Source organism: Desulfobotulus mexicanus, from assembly GCF_006175995.1.
GTDB lineage: Bacteria > Desulfobacterota > Desulfobacteria > Desulfobacterales > ASO4-4 > Desulfobotulus > Desulfobotulus mexicanus.
In genome coordinates this window covers 43,703-62,128 of record NZ_VDMB01000004.1, presented here as the reverse complement: position 1 = coordinate 62,128, position 18,426 = coordinate 43,703, and the positions used below count along the sequence as shown (strand labels likewise).

Sequence of the window (18,426 nt, the reverse complement as noted above, 5' to 3'; positions counted from 1 at the left end):
ATTCAGCAGGAACTGGCCTTTTCTCATATCCATACACTAAAAAGGACAAGACCATTTCCGCTAAAAAATTCATGCGGAACCGGTCTTGTCCATTAACATTTTTTTAACAGCGGATAAGGAATCCGGAAGAATATCATATTTGTGATATCAGACCGGCAATTTTACCAAAAAATCAGTCCTTTTCAGAAAAACGAACGGACTCGGAAACGTCTACGGATTCGGGAAATTCAGTAAAAGGAAATGGTTTTTTATTTTCATTGAGGGAGATATACCTCAGAATGCGGTAGCTCAAAACGGCAAGACGGTCCGTCAGGCTGCGCAGGGGCTCCAGATGGTTGAGCGTAACCAGAACCCAGATATATTGTACACAGGAAAGAAAAATCTGGATGGTTTTCAGAAATTCTAAAACTATAAAAAAGAAAATGGTGTAAAGAAGACGAATGGCAATGTCCTTGCGGGACATAAAAAAGTTTTTAGCCTGATCCATGATTATTTTACTCCTTCAATCCGTTTGAATGTTTTCAACTTCTGCCCGGATCCTTTTACCATGTTCTTTTTAAAAAGGCAGCCATATCTTTTCCATAAAAAGATCAGTTTATATTTTTATTGCTGGTTTTCATAAAAGGGGCTTGATATTCCTTGCCATCAGAACCTATTCTTATTGCCGATTCTATGGGCAGACACAGGGCCTGCCCCTGCATTCATAACTGAAAATAAAGTTGCCATCAAAATTCTTAAATCTTTTTACGGAGTCCTTATGTCCCTTAAAATATCCGTTATTGGTGCAGGCCCCGGTGGTTATGTGGCTGCCATCCGTGCTGCTCAGCTGGGGGCAGAGGTTACCCTTGTGGAAAAAGAAGCTTTGGGTGGCACCTGTCTTAACTGGGGGTGCATTCCATCGAAAGTCATGGTCAGTGCAGCCGCAACCATGCGCCAGATACGCCATGCTTCATTATCCGGTATTCATCTGGACTCTCCACCTGTTTTAGATATGAAGACTTTGCAGAAAAGACAACAGACTGTGATTGCCACCCAGCAAAAAGGCATTGATGCTCTGCTCAGGCAAAACAGGGTTAAGGTAATTTGCGGATCAGCCCGCATTGAAGAAAAAGGCCTTCTTTCAGTAACAACTCCGGATGAAGAAAAAACCTCCTTAAAATGGGATCGTCTGATCATTGCCACAGGCACAGCCCCTGCAAGTCTTCCCGGTATTTTCCCCGATGGAATAAGCTGCCTTTCTTCCAACGATTTTCTGCGCATGGAATCTCTGCCATCATCGGCCCTTATCATTGGAGCGGGCGTTGTTGGATGTGAGTTTGCCTCCATCCTTTCAGGCTTTGGTGCAAAGATAGATCTTGTTGAGATGGCAGACAGGATTCTTCCCCTGCCGGATCTGGATGTTTCGGCATCGAAGCTTCTTGCAAGGGAATTTAAAAAACAGAAAATCGGCATCCATACATCCAGAAAAATCGTACATCTGGAAAAAGATGAAGATGGTATTCTTGTGAAGCTTGAAAAGATACCTTCAGGAACACAATGCCTGGAAAAACCGGAATCCCTCAAGGCCACCTGCCTTATTCTCTGTGTGGGCCGCAGCCCGAATACCATGCATCTGGGCCTTGATAAGCTGGGCCTGAAAACGGATGACCGGGGTTATCTGGCAGTTAATGATGCCATGGAAACTGCCTGTTCCGGCGTTTTTGCCATAGGTGATGTCACAGGTCCTGAAAGAATCATGCTGGCCCATGTGGCTTCAGCAGAAGCAGAGGTGGCAGCGGCAAACGCCATGGGCCAGAAGAAGACCATGTACTATAATGCCATCCCTTCGGCAATTTTTACTGAACCTGAAGTGGCCTTTGTGGGTTTGAGTGCTGAAAAGGCAAGGGAAAAGGGTTTTTTAGTTAAAACCACAACCGTATTGATGCGAAGCCTCGGAAAAGCCCATGCCACAGGTCTGCTTGGTGGCGAGGCTGTTTTTGTAACGGAAGAAAAAAGTGACAGAATACTGGGATGCCATATAGTGGGAGGACATGCTACGGAGCTTCTGGCCGAAGCCACCCTGGCCGTAAACAGAAAGCTTCTGTTAAAGGATATAGCAGAAACCATTCATGCTCATCCTACATTCAGTGAAATTTTTTCAGAAATGGCATTCAAGGGTATAGGTCAGGGGCTTCACGGATAGATCTGATCAGGTATCACTGTTTTCTTCATCTTTTTTCTGTCTGCTTTCCTTTGTTTGACCCGAAGGATCAAACAGATATCCTACGGAGCGTATGCTTTTAAAAAATTTTGGCTTTCTGGGGTTCTTTTCAAAATAGCGACGAAAACGCACAAGAAAATTATCTACAGTGCGGGTGGCAACGGGGGCTGCGTATCCAAGGGCTCGGGTAAGGATGGCTTCTCTGCTGACGGGTTTGCCGGGGTTTTCCGCAAAATATTTTAAAATGCGGAATTCCTGATCCGTCAGGGGGACATCCTCACCGTCAACAACCGCAACCCTCCGTTCCCAGTCGATGCGGTGATCTCCGAAAAAAAAATCCCCGGAACCTGTCTGCTTTATGTTTTTCCCCCGCAGAAGAAGCCTTTCCATGCGCAATTCAAGTTCCTGCAGATCAAAGGGCTTGGCCATGTAATCATCACACCCTCGCCTGAGACCTGCTTTGCGGTCTTCCACCTCCCCTTTGGCCGATAAAATCAGAACTGGCAGATTGTTGTCGGTTTTTCTTATCCGCTCAAGGACTTTAAGCCCGTCCATGTCCGGAAGCATTCGGTCAAGGATCACAAAATCCACAGAACCTTCTTCCCATATAGCAATACCTTCTTTTCCTGAAACCGCACAGAGAATCTCATAACCTCCAAGGTAAAGGTTCAGGCGAATACCCTCAAGAAGGTGGGGATCATCTTCTATTACTAAAATTTTATTTGTCATAGCAAAGCTCTCCAGTCCGCAGGGGCAGGTTGATAATGAAGGTACTGCCCTTTCCGGGCCCCTCGCTTTCAGCCCATATGCGTCCTTTGTGCATACGAACCACATGGTGGACAAGGTGCAGACCAAGCCCTGTACCCGGCACTGGCCCCCTGGGGTTTATCCTGAAAAATCTTCTGAAAATCCGTTTCCTGTTTTTTTTATCCAGACCGTGGCCATTATCACGAAAACTTAAAATCAGTTTATTTTTTGTTTTTTCCATATGAACGGTCATGGAAGGTTTCTCTGAATCATTATATTTAAAAGCATTTTCCATAAGATTGCCCAGAACCATGGAAAAAAGTCCCGGATCCAGCGGATAATAAATTTTTTTATCTTCAGGGTGAAGCTCGAGGGCAAGTTTTGCCACCTGAGGATTTGCATGGTAAACGGATAGAATTTTTGCTCCAAGGTCGGTACATTCCAAAGAGAGCGGTGTCATTCCCCCCTCTATTCGGGCAAGGTTTAAGATTCTTTCAATCTGCTCAGAAAGACGTTCGGCATCTTTTTTCATGAATGTAAGATATTTAAGTTCTTCACTCCTAGGGAGCTCATGCCTTAAAAAAGTATCCAGATAAAGCCGGATAGATGCCACGGGTGTTTTCAGCTCATGGGTGAAGCTGCGGATAAAACGGCGCTGCATACGATACAGAGACATGGCTCGCCTGTAATAGAGATAAATCACACTTAAGCCCACAAGAATAAGCCCCACCAATACAGAAAGTGTCAGGATGACACTGAAGGTTTCAGGGGCCATAACCCGGTCCAGATCAAGATTCAGGTTACCTGCCAGATCCATCAGCCCTGCCCTGACTTCCATGAACCAGCGGATGTAAAGAAAAAAAGAAATCACCAGAGCTGTTACGGAAACAAGCATGACAAGCATGGTGTTTTGAAGGCTTCGACGCAGTCTCAAAAATAATTCTCCATAATAGTTTGTATACTTCTTTTATCGACATTACTTTGTTATTATGTCATGTTTTTGATGTTTTACCATGAAAAACAGATAACAATTCCTGAAATTAAGAGGAGACCTATGGATCAGGTACGTATCATTGATGTAAAAGAGGATATTCTGGCAGACAATGGGGCCATGGCCGATGAACTTCGCTCCCGTTTAAAAAAACAGGGCCTTTTTCTTGTCAACCTGATGGCTTCACCGGGAGCAGGAAAAACCAGTTTTCTCCTTAAAACGGCGGCCCTGCTTTCTGAAAAGTTTGAAATGGGCGTTCTTGAGGCTGACATAGAATCGAGTGTGGACGGAGAAAAAATGGCTGCTGCAGGTCTCCCTGTGATACAGCTCCGTACTGGTGGTTTCTGTCATCTGGATGCTTCCATGGTGATATCCGGTCTGGATGAAATGAATCTTGAAAAGCTGAATATTATTTTTATTGAAAATGTTGGCAACCTTGTCTGCCCTGCAGAATTTGACACAGGCGCACACCTGAACATGATGATTGCCAGTCTTCCGGAAGGAGATGACAAGCCCCTTAAGTATCCGCTGATGTTTTCCGTCTGTGATATTATCATTGTAAATAAAACGGATATGCAGACTTTGTGTGATTTCAATCTGGAGCGTTTTACAGATCATGTCCGTCGGGTTAATTCCCGTGCTGCCATCATCCCTGTGTCCTGCACAACCGGAGAAGGTTTTCAGGACTGGATTGCTGCTCTGGATAATAAAATAAATGGCTTCCAGAAATAACAAAACTGAGATTTGCTGAACACATAAAAACAATTCCATCAAATAAAGGATATCCCCATGCATATTCCAGACGCCATGATTTCGGGGCCTGTGTGTTCGGTAACATCCATTCTTGCCGCAGGGCTTATCGGAGTTGCCGCTTATAAAGCCATACGAACAGAAGCAAAAACTGGTCCTGTGGATTTTGCAGCAGTCACTGCCCTGATTTTTGTTTTTCAGATGCTTAATTTCCCGATAAGTGGGGCTACATCCGGACATCTCATGGGTGGTGTTCTGGCCGCTGGGCTTCTGGGAGTTCCGGCTGGCATACTTTCCATATCCCTGGTTCTTTTAATACAGGCAGTGTTTTTTGGTGACGGTGGTTTGACCGTTTTAGGTATGAACATCCTTTTAATGGGGGGAATGGGAGCAGGTTTCGGCGGCCTTTTGCGCCATGTCCTCATGGGAAGCAGAAGGAGTTCCCTTGCGATCCATCTGTCTACGGCCTTTGCTGCATGGATATCCGTGATGGCTGCAGCCCTGCTCTGTTCCATTTTTATTGCAGCAGGAAGTGATGCCAGTCTTTCGGGTATCATCGGCCCCATGCTCTCCGTCCATGCCATCATTGCCTTTGGCGAGGTTGTTCTCACCCTTGTTTTGATGAGCTCAGCAAGGTATTTCCCCCGCCTGATTCTTCCCATGTCTGGAGCCCTATTTATTACGCCCTTTGCTTCAGGATATCCCGACGGCCTTGAGTTTGTGGCAGAAAAATTCGAACTTCCAGAAGGTATACTGCTTTTTAACGCACCCATGCCCGACTACAGCTTTCCTATGCTTCCTGAAAGCCTCTCAGTTATTGCAGCTGGCCTTGCCGGTATTCTGATCTGCCAGATTCTTGCCAGAGGCGGCATTATACTTTTCAAACGAATTCCAGGACCTGCAGGCAAAGGAGAATAATGTATGGAAGACCTTTACCGAAAACTTCAGCAGCACCTGCATCAGCTTCCATGCGGATTCCCCGAAGGCCCTTCGGGTACGGATATAACCCTTCTAAAAACAATGTACACACCTGAAGAGGCTTCACTCTGTCTCCTTCTGACACCGGAAGCCCAGACGGCCCGTGAGATTGCTTTAAAAAATAAGAGCGATGAACAAGGTACTGCTGCCATGCTGGATGCCATGGCGGAAAGGGGGCTTCTTTTCAGGCTTCGGGTGGAAGGAAAAAGTCATTATGTGCTGATGCCCTATATTGTCGGTACCTTCGAGTTCCAGCTTAACCGCCTTTCTCCGGATTATAACAAGGCCCACAACCATTATATGATGGATGCCATGGGCATGGAGGTTTTCGGAAGCAAAACTTCACAGTTTCGAATACTTCCAGTGGAAACCGCCATTGAAGACACCCAGACCATCATGCCCCATGAAAAAATACGCCGCTACATTGAAGAAGCGGAGCTTATTGCCGTAAGCGATTGCCTTTGCAGAAAAAAAGCCCATGCTGAAAACAGGGGCTGTAATCATTCCTTGAGGGTATGTCTCAGTCTGAACGAGTTTGCCAGGTTTTATCTGGAATCGGGTATGCCAACGGAAATTATAAGCAAAGAAGACGCCCTGAAACTCATGGAAGACTGTGAAAGGGAGGGGCTGATTGCCCACACCCAGAATGCAAAGGAAGAGGTTTGTTATATCTGCAACTGCTGCGTCTGCTCCTGTGGTATTTTTTCCACAGTGGCTAGATTCAATCTCCACAGTCAGATTGTGCGGGCTTCATGGCAATGCAATATCAATCAGGAGTTTTGCACAGGTTGTGGTGCCTGCATGGAACGCTGTGCCTTTGGTGCCCTCTTTGCTGGTGAAGACAAAAAAACAAAGGTTAGTAAAGGAAAATGCATGGGTTGCGGCCTGTGCAAGAGCAGTTGTACATCCGGTGCCATCAGCCTTGTGCAGCGTGAGGAGGCTTTTCAGCCGGATGTGGCAGCAGATCCTCAGGATATGTATGATCGTATGCAGAAGGAAAAAAACAGACCTTTGCGTATGCTTTCCATGAAAAATCTTAAAGCCGGTATTCTTTCCCGGTAATTATTCAGCATATCGTATCCCGGAAAATTAATTTCAGAATCTTGGTTCCAACAAAAGACAATCGGGCTGTTTGTGAGTGACATTGCAATCGTTTCGGATTCCGGCACTCAAGCCATAAACCCATGCCCTGCCTTCTGAGCTGCCTGTCAGCCTGCTCAGAAGGCAGGGTTTTAAGAAATATTCATCGCAGTTTCAGGGTCCAGTCCTTCAGAGCGGTAAGGAGTTTTCCTATCTGTTTTTGGATTTTTTCGTCCTTAAGATTACCATTGTCCTCAAATCCGCCTGCAAAGGCATTGCAGAAAATTTCCGGTGTATTCAATACGTGCAGATTCAAAAACACACAGACCTGACGGAGGTGATACTGTGCCCGTGCCGTTCCCATTCCGCCACCGGCTCCCATAATCGCCGCTGTTTTTCCGGAAAGAAGGGCATTATCCGGTTCACGGGAAGCCCAGTCCAGGGCATTTTTAAGGGCCGGTGCCATGGAATAATTGTACTCCGGGCAGGCCAGAAGAAGTGCATCTGCTTTTTCAAGGGCCTTAAAGAAATCCTGCACACTTTTGGGTTTTTCTTCCATATCCGTATTGTAAAAAGGAAGTCCTGAAATATCTGCAATCTGAATATCAAGACCTTCGGGAGCCGCCTCCTGTGCATAACGCAGAAGCCCCATATTGGCAGAACTCTTCCGCAGACTGCCACAGATACCCAGAACCTGAATTTTCTCCATGGTACGCTCCTTTTTTGATTTCGTTGAAAAACAGAAGGTTTAAAAAAATACAATGCTGTATTGCAGTATGTTTTTTTTATCCCATCCTATTACAGATATATATAATGTTCACTCTGCATAAAAAGTCCAGAGATGATTTGGATTGGAATGATGCAAAGTGACAAGGAAAAACTGTTTTATCAAAAGCTGAAAGTATCCGGTACCGGGGAGTCAAGGCGCAGTATGCCTCCGTCAGGCATGGGGCATTCAAGTCCATGGGCATGGAGCATGAGCCGGGGATAATTTTTCTGCAGATTTTTATCACCATAACGAAGATCTCCCACAATGGGATGGCCTATGTGGTAAAGATGCACACGGATCTGATGCCGTCTTCCGGTTACGGGAAAGGCAGCAATAAGACTTTTATCCCTGGCCTCCCTGATCACTTCCCAGCGGGTAAGGCTGACTTTACCTTTTTCAGGGTCAATTCCCATCCGTCCTGATCCAAAGGCCCGGATGGAAGCATGTATACTTCCCGCTTTTTCTTCCGGACAGCCATGGACAAGGGCCATATATGTTTTTTGAACTCTGCGCTGCTCAAATTGAAGGTTCAGGTAACGATGCATTTGGGCAGTCTTTGCAAAAAGAAGGATACCGCTCACTTCCTTATCCAGACGGTGGACTACAAAAAGCCGCTTTCCCAGCTCTTCTTCAATTATATGAAGAAGACAGGCACGCTCATTATGCCGTTCAGGAATAACCGCTATTCCCTCTGGTTTTTCCAGGGCCAGAAGCCCCTCATTTTCAAATATGATATTTAACATTTCTGCTTCCTTGCCATCAGACAAAAAGTAACGCCCGGAACCTGTAATGGCACGGGCGCAGAGTTGCTTTCAGCCTGTTTTTATTCCTGCTGGAAATTTTTTTAAAATTTATGTTCAAGCCTTCAGGCTGTCCCCCAGACCCACTGGCCTCAATCTTTTTTTTCTTTGTTTTTTTCCTGAGTAAAAAAGTCCATGAATGGTGCAAAGGGAGAAATACCCGTTATGGTTTTTTGTGCCATGCCGGAAAGATCAATCCCCAGATCCAGCATACGCCTGAACTGCTCATCAAAGGCGGATTTCTGATGAAGGTAGTTTCCAAGGATCTGCTGTAGGTATTTTTCAAAAAATTCACTGAGAATATTATCCCCATAGCGAATAATCAGATGAAGAAGGGGAACCGGCAGAAGGGCATTTTTCTGGCGGGCCTCTTCCAGAACAATCTGTGTAAGAATGAAAGCCGTTACATCCTCTTCTGTATTCACATCTATGACATGGATACCCCTACCCTCCCTTATCAGAAGCCTAACTTCCGCCAAGGTGACATATTTGCTTTTTTCAGTATCATACAGGCGTCGGTTGGCATATTTTTTAATCAGAACTTGGTTTTCCATCTTTTCCTCCATACTATTGCACTGCACAAAAAAACAATTTTATAAGACTTACACCAGATAATATCCCACGATACAACTGGAAGAAACAGGCCTTTGATTCAAAAAATATCATTATTTATAAATATAATGGCTCCCTGTTATTTTTTTCTTGACACAACGCACAAAAATCTTATTATCTAACCATGAAGTTGCAGTGCAACATTAAAATACACCAAATAGAATAATCAAAGGAGAATATACCATGGAACCCAAAATCATTGCAAAACAAATCCTTGATTTTCAGAAAACCATTTTGAACAATTTTTACGCAACCAATACTGCGGTGCAGGATCAGGGAGAAAAAATAACAAAGCAGATTCTCGATCCACTGCCCCAGGTTCCCCAGCAGACAAAAGATCTTGTGCATAACTGGATAACAACCGTGCGGCAGGGACAGGAAAAGGTAAAAAAATTTCAGGATGACAGCATTAACCGGATGGAACGCTTTATTCAGGAGACTCCCCAAAACTAAAAAAAGAAGGGAGGGCCTATGGATCCCCGAACCATGATACTGGAAATGCAATGTACAGGGATTGATTATATGTGGTCTGTTCAGGAATCACTTCAGCAACAGAGCGAAAATCTGATACTGACCTGGTTTGCTCTTTCAGGCCTACAGACTGGAAAACGTTCGGAATTTCATGTCAGAAGATGGCTGGAAATTTTTAACAGAAGCCGTGAGGATGCACGAGACAGCAGCAGAGTGTTTCTGAACAAGGTGGAATCCAGGCTCATCCCTTTTTAAAGATAAAGATCCCCTGAAATCTAATATCAGGGGTTTTACAGCTGACCCGCATCGTTCCCATTGTTTTTGATGACTCCCCCGTTCGAAAAAATAATGGGTGGAAAACGATGCGGGTACTTTTTTTCCTGCTTTTTACCTCTCCCCCCACTTTAAAAGATATATCTGTTTGTATGTATGCCTCAGCCTGTATTTACAATACCCTTAAAAAAATATAACCTGATATAAACATCAGGTACGCAGCCCATAAAGCCTGAAGAGATAATCCAGCTCTAATGTTCAAGGATCTTTCAGGTTCTGGTCTTTTTAAAAACTTTCCCCTTTTCCCCGTACTCTGGGAGTGGACATGAATGAAAACGGGATCACCCGCCATCCGGATAAACTGCCCTACCATCTGGATATGGATCTTTATGCAGATTTCCTTTCCATGCAGCCCCCGGTTCTTGCTTCCATGGAAGAATACATTCTCCGTGCTGGTCATGAGACCGCAGCATTAACAGAGCTGCGTCGCACCTTTCATACCCTGAAGGGAGAGGCTGGATTTTTCAGGCTTGAAGCCGTTGAGAATCTTTGCCATCTGGCAGAAGACACTCTGGATGCCGATATCTTTTCTGAAGATATGACTTCGGTTTTTCTGGATATTCAAAGCTGGCTTAAAAATGCCTTTGACTGGTATTCCGGGAAAAAAACAGCGGCTCCTGAAGATCCTAAGCATCTCCATGCAAGGCTTGGCATGGAAAAATCCCTTCCCGAACTCAAGGGAAAAAAAGAGGAGCCTGTTTCCACCGGAACCCACAGGCAGGTACGGGAAAATGTACTGGTGGAGGCGGAACGCCTGGATCGTCTCATGGATACCATTGGCGAGCTGGTCATTGTGGAAACCATGGTAAGGCAGGCTCCGGAACTGGTCCATATCGGCGGAGGTTCCCTGAACAACCACCTTGCCCAGTTGACCAAACTCACAAGGGAGTTGCAGACTCTGGGTCTGAATCTGCGTATGGTGCCAATCCGTCCTCTTTTCATGAAGATGCAGCGCATGGTTCAGGAGCTGGGCAAAACCCTTGGGAAACCCGTTCTCTTCCAGTCTGCCGGGGATGAAACAGAGCTGGACAGGTCTCTGGTGGAACATCTAAGGGATCCCCTGCTCCATCTTGTCCGTAACGCCATGGGGCATGGTATTGAAGAACCGGAGACCCGGAAAGCCAAAAACAAGCCGGAACAGGGTCTGCTGCGCATTGAAGCACGACATGGCGGGGGTGATATCCATATTATTATCGAAGATGATGGTCAGGGGCTCAATGCCGATGCCATAGCAAAAAAGGCAAGGGAAAAGGGGCTGCTTAATGCAGATACTCCCCTTACACCTGAAATTCTTGAAAAAATTATTTTTCACCCCGGATTTACAACGGCTGCAAGCCTTACGGAAATATCCGGCCGTGGTGTGGGCCTTGATGTGGTTAGGGATCAGATACTTTCCCTTTCGGGAAACATCCACGTTGACAGCACAAGGGATGCAGGAACCCGTTTTCACTTGCGTATTCCCATGACCGTAGCAATTATTGACGGTATTGTCTGTCGTTGCGGAAAACGCCGCTATGTGATTCCCACCCTCAGTGTGCTGGGAAGCCTTGAAGTCAGGCCCAAAGACATCTGCAATCTGCCAACTGGAATGACCATGGCTACTTTTCAGGATAATCTGATTCCTGCATCACCATTGGAAGCTCTGTTACAAAGGTCTGATACCCTAGGTCAAAACACCTGCCTGATGATGGTTCTTGAATTTGAAAACCAACGTACAGGTATTCTTGTGGATGAAATTCTTGGTAAACAACAGATAGTGGTTAAACCCCTTGGAGAGAGTTTTAAGGAAATTCAGGGTATTGCAGGAGCAGCCATTATGCCCGACGGGGAAGTTGGGCTGATACTTGATCCTCAGGGGCTTATTCGTGCAAGCCTGTCTCAGGTGAAGGGGCAGGCCTTTAACAAAGCGCTGGACAGAAAGGAGCTGTCAAGGTAAGCCAGAAAAGGCTGGCGTATTTAAAAACAAAGGTAACTATTCACAATTTTTTCCCTTTCCCCTTGGATGAAGGTACTGCAAAGCCAGCAGTGTCTTACTTAAAGGAGTTTTAATGTCAAAAATATCCGTCATGGTCAACGGGCTGCCCGGTAATGTGGCCTCCACCCTGATCCCCCATATCCTTGCGGATGAAAATTTTTCTTTGATTCCTGCTTCCCTTACCGGTCCTGACACCCTTGAAGAGCAGGTATCATGCTGCGGCGTGAATTTCAGTCTCATCAAACCTGCAGACAGAGATGCATGGATTTCAGATGTCCTTCTCAAAAACAGTGGTCTTGTGGCCATAGATTATACCCATCCCAGTGCCGTCAATGCCAACGCCATCTTCTATGCCAAACATCAGATTCCCTTTGTCATGGGCACTACAGGAGGAGACCGGGAAGCTCTTTCAGAAAGTATTCTGCAATCTTCCACCTGCGCTGTAATCGCCCCCAATATGGCCAAGCAGATTGTCGGTTTTCAAGCCATGATGGCCCATGCCGCAGAAAACTTTCCGGATCTTTTTAAAGGCTATACCCTGCGCATTGAGGAAAGCCATCAGTCGGGTAAGGCAGATACTTCTGGAACTGCCAAAGCCATGGTTCGTTATTTCAACAGCCTTGGCATTCCCTTTAATGTGGATGCCATTGAAATGGAAAGAAACCCCGAACGTCAGGAAAATGTATGGGGGATTCCTGCTGAACATATTTCAGGCCATGCCTGGCATACCTATACCCTTAGATCCGAAGACGGCAGCGTTTGTTTTCAGTTTACCCATAATATAAATGGTCGGGATGTGTACGCCCGGGGAACACTGGACGCCGTCAGTTTTCTCAGGCAGAAAATGATCATGGGATGCAAGGGACAGGTCTTTTCCATGATAGACGTGCTTAAAGGCTAAAATTTGAAACTGTTCAGAACCATCTTCGCTGTCTAAAAAAGGCAGCTGTCTGGTGGATGTACAGACACCCTGACTATTTGTTCGTGACGCAATCCTAAACGATTGTAAGGTTACTTCCCAATAGTCAGGGTGTCTTGCAATGATACAAAGCTGGCAAGTACAAAAACTGCCATTTATTTTCACTCCGGAATTTCATATCCAGACTATGCCAGATTTCAGTATAAAAAAAAGATTCCGCCTGGGAGCCGCTGCCATTGTTTTCCTTTTTTGCGTGGCTGCTGCACTAATGGAATATTATTATCTGCGCAGTGAATATTTCGGTATTCTGCATCAGAAAACCACGCTTTTCATGGCCATGGCTCAGTCCAGTCGTGATTATGTGAAGGAAGTTCTGCGGCCCCGCATGCAAAAAAATTCCGATTCGGATTTTTTTATTCTGGAGGCCATGAGTACTTCCTATGTTTCCAGAGAAATAATGAACCGTCTCCATGATCACTTCCCTGAGTTTACCTACAAAAGAGCGGCTCTTGATCCAAGAAATCCTGCAAACCTTGCGGATGCCTTTGAGGCTGAACGGATTCGGTGGTTCCATGAAAATCCTTCACAGACGGACTGGAGCGGCAACCTTAAGAAAAACGGCCACGCATATTTTGTGCATATGACACCTGTTTATGTTGAAAAAGACTGTCTTTCCTGCCATGGCTCACCTGCGGATGCCCCCGAAGAAATGCTTTTTATCTACGGAGATCAGGCCAGCTTTTACTATCAGGTTGGTGATGTGGTAGCTGCAGAAACCCTGTATCTTCCCATAGATCCTACCCTTACCCGTATTCAGGAAAAGGCATGGGTCATTTTTTTTGTTACTGCCCTTTCCCTTTTTTCACTGCTTCTTCTTTTCTACCTTTTGTTCCATAAAACAGTGGTCTTGAATTTAAGGGAAATTTTAAATAATTTTAAAAAAATATATGGTCCAACATCTTCGGTCCAAGACCTATTTCCTGCTCTACCCCAAGAGGATGAAGCAAACCAGCTTCAGCAGAACCTTTATCTTCTGGCAGATAAACTCAAGCAGCTCCATCAGGAGCTGAAAACCAGTGAAACCAAATACAGAAGTCTTTTTGAAACAGCTCCCGAGGCCATTCTGGTAAGCAGGGGCGGACGCCTTACGGACATCAATACGGCAGGACTGTCACTTTTTGGTTTTACCAGTATGGAAGAAGCCCTTGACATCGAGTCTGTGTATCAGCTTTTCTGGGATGGCAAGCATGTCCGTAAAATCTGGGGAATTCTGCAGAATGAAGGTTGTATCCATGATATGGAAATACGCATAGTCAACCGCAGGGGAGAAAAAAGGGATATCCTCCTGTCCAGCCTGGCAAGACCCGGAACCTGTGCTGAAATTCCGGATTTTGAAGCCACCTTGCGGGATATAACGGAAAAAAAACGTATGGATGCCCACCTTGCCCAGACGGACAGGCTGACTTCCATAGGAGAGCTGGCTGCAGGTGTTGCCCATGAAATCAACAATCCCCTTGGTGTAATCGAACTCTATGCCAGTCTCATTGAAAAGGCCTCTGAAGAAAATGAACAGATAAAGCAAGATGTTAAAGTCATCCTTAAGCACAGTCATATATGTAAAAAAGTGGTGGAAGCTCTGCTGGATTTTTCAAGAACAGGCCCTGTACAGTACAAATCTCTTGATATGCATGAAATCATAGGGGACATACTTCAGGTGCTTTCAAGGGAAATCCAGAGCAGAGGTATCCGGGTTCTGTTCGCGCCCCTTCCGGATTTTCCTTCAGTAACGGCGGACCCCCAACAGATGCAGCAGCTATGGATGAATCTTATTCTCAACGCCATCCAGGCCACTGATGCCGGTGGACAGATAGAAATTGTATCCCGGCAAATGGGGGAGAAAGTCGTTTTTGATATAAAAGATACAGGCAAAGGCATATCCAAAAGCAATGTCAGCCGGATTTTTGAGCCCTTCTTCACCACCCGTGCAGACCAGAAAGGCACAGGTCTTGGTCTTGCAATAGCCTATGGCATTGTTGTACGCCATGGTGGAGAAATTTCTGTGGATAGCATTCCCGGCGTGGGAAGCACCTTTACCCTGTCTCTGCCCCTGGAGAAAGAATGATGGATATCCCAAAAGATGTTCTGCTGATTGTGGATGATGAGACGGATCTGCTTTCCGGACTGCGTCGGACCCTGCTCGCAGAAATTTTATGTGATATTCATACTGCCTCCAGTGCAGAAGAAGCGCTGAGACTTCTTTCAAAGGAACCCGTGGATCTTGTGCTCACGGATATTCGTATGCCCGGTATGGACGGCCTTTCCCTGCTCCGGGAAATCCATAAAAAAGATCCCAAACTTTCCATTATTTTCATGACCGGCTACGGAACCATTGCAGCTGCGGTTTCCGCCATCCGTGAGGGAGCCTATGATTTTATTCCCAAGCCCTTTAAAACAGAAACCCTGATCCATGTCATAAGAAAGGGTTTTGAACACAACAGGCTCATACGGGAAAACATTCGTCTTTCCAGGATGGTCTGCACCTCGGTTCCGGGACTAATCGGCCAGTCGGCTCCCATGCGCAGTATCTATGAAAAAATCCGCATGCTGGCCCGCACCGATGTTTCGGTTCTTATCTCAGGAGAAACGGGAACGGGAAAGGAGCTGGCTGCCAGGGCAATACACGAAAACAGCCCAAGGCGGGGAGGCCCGTTGATTACGGTGAACTGCCCTGCCATACCGGAATCCATGCTGGAAAGCGAGCTTTTCGGTTATACACGGGGGGCATTTACTGGAGCTGTAAAGGACAGGGCCGGGTATTTTGTGGCGGCAGAAGGAGGAAGTCTTTTTCTCGATGAAATAGGAGATCTGCCCTTAAGCCTTCAGGCTAAACTGCTGCGGGTTCTTCAGGAAAAGGAAATCCAGCCCTTAGGAAGTGACCGGAGCAAAAAACTTGATGTGAGAATTATTGCAGCAACCCATCAGAATCTTGAAAAAAAGATCGAGGATAACACCTTCAGGGCAGACCTCTTTTATCGTCTCAATGTCGCCACCATCACCATGCCTGCCCTGCGGGAAATCCGGGAGGATATCCCCCTTCTGACGGAGCATTTTCTGGAAAAAACCGCATGTCTGCTGAAGATGGAAAAAAAACGTATCTCTCCTCTTCTTCTTGAAGAATTCATGGCTGCCCAATGGCCTGGCAACGCAAGGGAACTGGAAAACACCCTGCAAGGTCTCTGTGTCATGACAGCCGAAAAAGAAATTAAAAAAGCTGCCGGAAATACCAGCCTATTGCAAAAATGTCCGGATTTTTTTTCAGACTTCAACTGCCCGGATATGGATCTTCCCTATCAGCAGATCAAAGAAGAGGTTTTGTCCCGTTTTACCAGAAAATATCTGGATCATCTTCTCAAAAAAACATCGGGAAACATCTCCCAGGCAGCGAGACTCTCCGGTATCCAGCGCCAGTCTCTGCAGAAAATCATCCGTCGTTACAGAATGGATGCGGAATCTTACAGAGCCGGCTAAAGAATTAGCTGTTGTCAGACCATGGACACCTTCCTGAGGCCGGACATGGTATTTTTGTCCAGTGTCTGCTTTTCTGCAGGATGAATCCGGATATGCAAAATGAGGATATGAAACGGGTATTCCATGAAAATCAGAAAGATGACAATTTTGCATAGAAAGTCTCAATCCTTCTGAACACTTCTTTCCATGTGAAGGGCTGAATGAGGTTGCTCATTTTTTCATTATCCACAAAGGGATTCTCAGATACCCGTCCTACCTCCTCTGTCAGAATATGCGAAAGTTTTACAATCATATCCGGCATGTCTTTTTCAAAGGGTCTGTCTATGGTTTCAAGGGGAGGCAGCTGTATCAGACGGATAAGATCCTGGTCTGCATGGGCTGCAATTTCGGATGTTCCGGGAAGATCCGTGGCTATCACCCGGCAGCCAGAGGCAAGGGCTTCAAAGAGCACAAGGGGAAGGCCTTCGAAAAACGACGGAAGGATGAAAATATGGGCCTTTTTCATCCTTGCCGCCAGCTCTTTCTGGCTCAGCATCCCCATAAGACTTACCCGGTCTTCCATGGATTTTGCCATACGAAGACAGGTTTCATATTCCGTACCGGAGCCGGAACCCGCAAGAAAAAGATGAAAAGAAGCCTGTGGGGCTTTAATATGTTCTATGGCCTTGAGAAGCCAGAATACTCCCTTGGAAAAGGATATTTTACCTGCATAGAGAATGTTTACGGGAGGCACGGGAGGTTTAAAGGCAGGTGAAAAAAGTTTTTCATTGAATCCTATTCCTGCAACCATGATTTTTGAAGGAGAAATACCGTAAAGAAGAGAAATTTCTTCTTTTTGGGCAAGGCTCAGGGCAATGATACCATCTGCCCTTATGCAGCCTTCAGCTACCCTTTGTCTCAGATGGGAACAGAGATTCATCTGTCTGATATCCGTACCATGGCAGCTGATGATAATGGGAATATCCGGGTACAGCTCTGCTGCAAAGGCGGACATCAGCCAGAGATGATTGCTGTGGATGATATCAGGGCGAAATTTTTCCACCGCATTTCTGATATGATTTTTTAAAACAGTTTCATATAAATCCAAGTGATACGAAGTCATATTTTTAAAACATGTACTGGGATATGGCATTACATCACTCATACCAGGTATTAAAAAAGGCAATTCTTCTGTAGAAAAGCGGATCTCCCGACTGTTTTCAGGCGATATATGAGGTATGGGGACAGACTCCCCCTTTTCCATGACAGATAAAAGAAAAACATCATGATTTGCGCTGAAAGCTTCTCTGATAAGCGATCGGACATAAAACCCGCTACCTGTAAAACCCGGTTTCTGGCTCAGCAGATAAAGTATTTTCATTCTGTCCTCTTTAATATTCTTCAAAAATACCCTTGCCCGCATTAAAAACAGCTGGCTTTCATATAAAAAAAACTGGCAAGCCTTAGGATGCCATGGCATAGTCTGTAAAGAAATCAAGCCCTATCATTTTTCTGACAATTTAAAAGGAAAAAAATATGGAAATTACCAGTAAAAAAGAAAACAATACCATGATTGTATCTGTTCAGGGAAGAATCGATGCAGTAACCGCCCCTGCCTATGAAAATGGCATGAAAGAGTTCCTTGAAAAAGAAAGTCTTTTTATTCTTGATTTTGAAAAACTGGAATACATAAGCAGCGCAGGTCTGCGGGTTATTCTTGCAACGGCTAAAAGCCTGAAGGCCAAGTCCGGTAAAATGGTCATGGCCAATGTCACGGGAACGGTCAGAGAAGTTTTTGATATTTCAGGATTCGGCGCAATTTTCACCATGTATGATTCCATTGAGGCTGCCCTTGCGGGTATGGAATAGGCGGTTACCATGAAAAAAATCCGGGTTGAGGCTGTACTCGATAAGCTTGAAACCGTTCTGGTTTTCACTGGAGAAGAGGCCGAAGCTGCAGGTCTTGACCCCGGAAAATGCATAAAACTTGCCCTCGTTCTGGAAGAAGCCTTTGTTAACATCTGTTCCTACGCATATCCTGAAGGCTCAGGTATTACAGAAATTTTCTGTTATACTGATGAGTCTTTTTTTATGGTTGAAATCCATGATGAAGGAGAGGCTTTCAATATTCTTTCCCTGCCTGACCCCGATACTTCCCTTGGCATTGATGAAAGGGAGATCGGTGGCCTTGGTATCCACTTTATCCGTAAGTTCACAGACAAAGTGACATACCGAAGGGAAGAAAACAGAAATATCTTAAGCATGCATTTTGGTATCCACTGACTCAGTATCCA

The 18,426-nt window shown here is 45.5% G+C and carries 18 protein-coding genes; 11 read left to right on the top strand and 7 right to left on the bottom strand.

Annotated features, from left to right (window positions below):
• Positions 1-172: 172 nt before the first annotated feature.
• Positions 173-487, bottom strand: coding sequence for a DUF4389 domain-containing protein (locus tag FIM25_RS04645; protein WP_139446810.1), 315 nt, complete (start codon positions 485-487; stop codon positions 173-175).
• Between the two features lie 270 nt (positions 488-757).
• On the opposite strand from FIM25_RS04645, the gene lpdA reads away from it, so the two are divergent.
• Positions 758-2,182 (top strand): dihydrolipoyl dehydrogenase, encoded by a 1,425-nt coding sequence (lpdA, locus tag FIM25_RS04640; protein ID WP_139446808.1) that lies wholly within the window; start codon positions 758-760, stop codon positions 2,180-2,182.
• Positions 2,183-2,188: 6 nt separating this feature from the next.
• Here the strand turns inward: lpdA and FIM25_RS04635 are convergent, their stop codons facing one another.
• Together FIM25_RS04635 and FIM25_RS04630 are read right to left on the bottom strand one after the other, a co-directional pair.
• Positions 2,189-2,929, bottom strand: a complete 741-nt coding sequence (locus FIM25_RS04635) for a response regulator transcription factor (RefSeq protein WP_139446806.1) — start codon at positions 2,927-2,929, stop codon at positions 2,189-2,191.
• Positions 2,919-3,881: a sensor histidine kinase gene (locus FIM25_RS04630; RefSeq protein WP_139446804.1), complete on the bottom strand. Its 963-nt coding sequence runs from the start codon at positions 3,879-3,881 to the stop codon at positions 2,919-2,921. Before FIM25_RS04630 ends, FIM25_RS04635 begins: the two co-directional genes overlap by 11 nt.
• A 120-nt stretch (positions 3,882-4,001) precedes the next feature.
• Here FIM25_RS04630 and hypB point away from each other — a divergent pair, with 120 nt between their 5' ends.
• From hypB to FIM25_RS04615, 3 genes are read left to right on the top strand one after another with little or no spacing between them, the layout of a single operon-like run.
• Positions 4,002-4,670 carry a hydrogenase nickel incorporation protein HypB gene (gene hypB, locus FIM25_RS04625; protein ID WP_139446802.1) on the top strand — a complete coding sequence of 223 codons (669 nt, stop codon included), beginning with the start codon at positions 4,002-4,004 and terminating at the stop codon, positions 4,668-4,670.
• Between the two features lie 57 nt (positions 4,671-4,727).
• Complete coding sequence (locus FIM25_RS04620) at positions 4,728-5,606, top strand: energy-coupling factor ABC transporter permease (RefSeq protein ID WP_139446799.1); 879 nt, start codon at positions 4,728-4,730, stop codon at positions 5,604-5,606.
• 3 nt (positions 5,607-5,609) lie between these two features.
• Positions 5,610-6,728 carry a 4Fe-4S binding protein gene (locus FIM25_RS04615; protein ID WP_139446798.1) on the top strand — a complete coding sequence of 373 codons (1,119 nt, stop codon included), beginning with the start codon at positions 5,610-5,612 and terminating at the stop codon, positions 6,726-6,728.
• Positions 6,729-6,909: 181 nt separating this feature from the next.
• Here the strand turns inward: FIM25_RS04615 and FIM25_RS04610 are convergent, their stop codons facing one another.
• The 3 genes from FIM25_RS04610 to FIM25_RS04600 form a co-directional block, all read right to left on the bottom strand.
• Positions 6,910-7,455: an NADPH-dependent FMN reductase gene (locus FIM25_RS04610; RefSeq protein WP_139446796.1), complete on the bottom strand. Its 546-nt coding sequence runs from the start codon at positions 7,453-7,455 to the stop codon at positions 6,910-6,912.
• A 179-nt stretch (positions 7,456-7,634) separates the two neighbouring features.
• Positions 7,635-8,258: an RluA family pseudouridine synthase gene (locus FIM25_RS04605; RefSeq protein ID WP_139446794.1), complete on the bottom strand. Its 624-nt coding sequence runs from the start codon at positions 8,256-8,258 to the stop codon at positions 7,635-7,637.
• A 149-nt stretch (positions 8,259-8,407) separates the two neighbouring features.
• Positions 8,408-8,869: a polyhydroxyalkanoate synthesis regulator DNA-binding domain-containing protein gene (locus tag FIM25_RS04600; protein WP_139446792.1), complete on the bottom strand. Its 462-nt coding sequence runs from the start codon at positions 8,867-8,869 to the stop codon at positions 8,408-8,410.
• A 241-nt stretch (positions 8,870-9,110) separates the two neighbouring features.
• Here FIM25_RS04600 and FIM25_RS04595 point away from each other — a divergent pair, with 241 nt between their 5' ends.
• The 5 genes from FIM25_RS04595 to FIM25_RS04575 all read left to right on the top strand — a co-directional run bounded on the left by FIM25_RS04595 (position 9,111) and on the right by FIM25_RS04575 (position 16,153).
• Entirely contained in the window at positions 9,111-9,380 is a 270-nt protein-coding gene (locus tag FIM25_RS04595; RefSeq protein ID WP_139446790.1) for a hypothetical protein, read from the top strand.
• A 616-nt stretch (positions 9,381-9,996) separates the two neighbouring features.
• On the top strand, positions 9,997-11,667 hold the full coding sequence (locus FIM25_RS04590) for a chemotaxis protein CheA (protein ID WP_139446788.1): 1,671 nt from the start codon (positions 9,997-9,999) through the stop codon (positions 11,665-11,667).
• Positions 11,668-11,779: 112 nt separating this feature from the next.
• Positions 11,780-12,607, top strand: a complete 828-nt coding sequence (gene dapB, locus FIM25_RS04585) for a dihydrodipicolinate reductase (RefSeq protein ID WP_139446786.1) — start codon at positions 11,780-11,782, stop codon at positions 12,605-12,607.
• 139 nt (positions 12,608-12,746) lie between these two features.
• The gene (locus tag FIM25_RS04580) at positions 12,747-14,747 is read left to right on the top strand and encodes a c-type heme family protein (RefSeq protein ID WP_139446784.1); all 2,001 of its coding nucleotides are present in this window, start codon (positions 12,747-12,749) and stop codon (positions 14,745-14,747) included.
• A complete protein-coding gene (locus tag FIM25_RS04575) occupies positions 14,744-16,153 on the top strand; it encodes a sigma-54-dependent transcriptional regulator (RefSeq protein ID WP_246052019.1) in 1,410 nt (469 codons plus the stop codon). The genes FIM25_RS04580 and FIM25_RS04575 overlap by 4 nt, the downstream gene beginning before the upstream one ends.
• A 130-nt stretch (positions 16,154-16,283) precedes the next feature.
• Here the strand turns inward: FIM25_RS04575 and FIM25_RS04570 are convergent, their stop codons facing one another.
• Positions 16,284-17,513 (bottom strand): glycosyltransferase family 4 protein, encoded by a 1,230-nt coding sequence (locus FIM25_RS04570; protein ID WP_179953163.1) that lies wholly within the window; start codon positions 17,511-17,513, stop codon positions 16,284-16,286.
• A gap of 155 nt (positions 17,514-17,668) precedes the next feature.
• Here FIM25_RS04570 and FIM25_RS04565 point away from each other — a divergent pair, with 155 nt between their 5' ends.
• Together FIM25_RS04565 and FIM25_RS04560 are read left to right on the top strand one after the other, a co-directional pair.
• A complete protein-coding gene (locus tag FIM25_RS04565) occupies positions 17,669-18,001 on the top strand; it encodes an STAS domain-containing protein (RefSeq protein ID WP_139446781.1) in 333 nt (110 codons plus the stop codon).
• 9 nt (positions 18,002-18,010) lie between these two features.
• Positions 18,011-18,415: an ATP-binding protein gene (locus tag FIM25_RS04560; protein WP_139446780.1), complete on the top strand. Its 405-nt coding sequence runs from the start codon at positions 18,011-18,013 to the stop codon at positions 18,413-18,415.
• Positions 18,416-18,426 lie beyond the last annotated feature (11 nt).

Excerpts from the sequence above, each read along its gene's own strand:
- FIM25_RS04610 (WP_139446796.1), bottom strand. The coding sequence starts at position 7,455 with ATGGAGAAAATTCAGGTTCTGGGTATCTGTGGCAGTCTGCGGAAGAGT.
- FIM25_RS04580 (WP_139446784.1), top strand. The coding sequence starts at position 12,747 with ATGATACAAAGCTGGCAAGTACAAAAACTGCCATTTATTTTCACTCCG.
- dapB (WP_139446786.1), top strand. The coding sequence starts at position 11,780 with ATGTCAAAAATATCCGTCATGGTCAACGGGCTGCCCGGTAATGTGGCC.
- FIM25_RS04605 (WP_139446794.1), bottom strand. The coding sequence starts at position 8,258 with ATGTTAAATATCATATTTGAAAATGAGGGGCTTCTGGCCCTGGAAAAA.
- FIM25_RS04600 (WP_139446792.1), bottom strand. The coding sequence starts at position 8,869 with ATGGAAAACCAAGTTCTGATTAAAAAATATGCCAACCGACGCCTGTAT.
- FIM25_RS04615 (WP_139446798.1), top strand. The coding sequence starts at position 5,610 with ATGGAAGACCTTTACCGAAAACTTCAGCAGCACCTGCATCAGCTTCCA.
- FIM25_RS04595 (WP_139446790.1), top strand. The coding sequence starts at position 9,111 with ATGGAACCCAAAATCATTGCAAAACAAATCCTTGATTTTCAGAAAACC.
- hypB (WP_139446802.1), top strand. The coding sequence starts at position 4,002 with ATGGATCAGGTACGTATCATTGATGTAAAAGAGGATATTCTGGCAGAC.
- FIM25_RS04575 (WP_246052019.1), top strand. The coding sequence starts at position 14,744 with ATGATGGATATCCCAAAAGATGTTCTGCTGATTGTGGATGATGAGACG.
- lpdA (WP_139446808.1), top strand. The coding sequence starts at position 758 with ATGTCCCTTAAAATATCCGTTATTGGTGCAGGCCCCGGTGGTTATGTG.
- FIM25_RS04590 (WP_139446788.1), top strand. The coding sequence starts at position 9,997 with ATGAATGAAAACGGGATCACCCGCCATCCGGATAAACTGCCCTACCAT.
- FIM25_RS04560 (WP_139446780.1), top strand. The coding sequence starts at position 18,011 with ATGAAAAAAATCCGGGTTGAGGCTGTACTCGATAAGCTTGAAACCGTT.
- FIM25_RS04645 (WP_139446810.1), bottom strand. The coding sequence starts at position 487 with ATGGATCAGGCTAAAAACTTTTTTATGTCCCGCAAGGACATTGCCATT.
- FIM25_RS04620 (WP_139446799.1), top strand. The coding sequence starts at position 4,728 with ATGCATATTCCAGACGCCATGATTTCGGGGCCTGTGTGTTCGGTAACA.
- FIM25_RS04565 (WP_139446781.1), top strand. The coding sequence starts at position 17,669 with ATGGAAATTACCAGTAAAAAAGAAAACAATACCATGATTGTATCTGTT.
- FIM25_RS04635 (WP_139446806.1), bottom strand. The coding sequence starts at position 2,929 with ATGACAAATAAAATTTTAGTAATAGAAGATGATCCCCACCTTCTTGAG.
- FIM25_RS04570 (WP_179953163.1), bottom strand. The coding sequence starts at position 17,513 with ATGAAAATACTTTATCTGCTGAGCCAGAAACCGGGTTTTACAGGTAGC.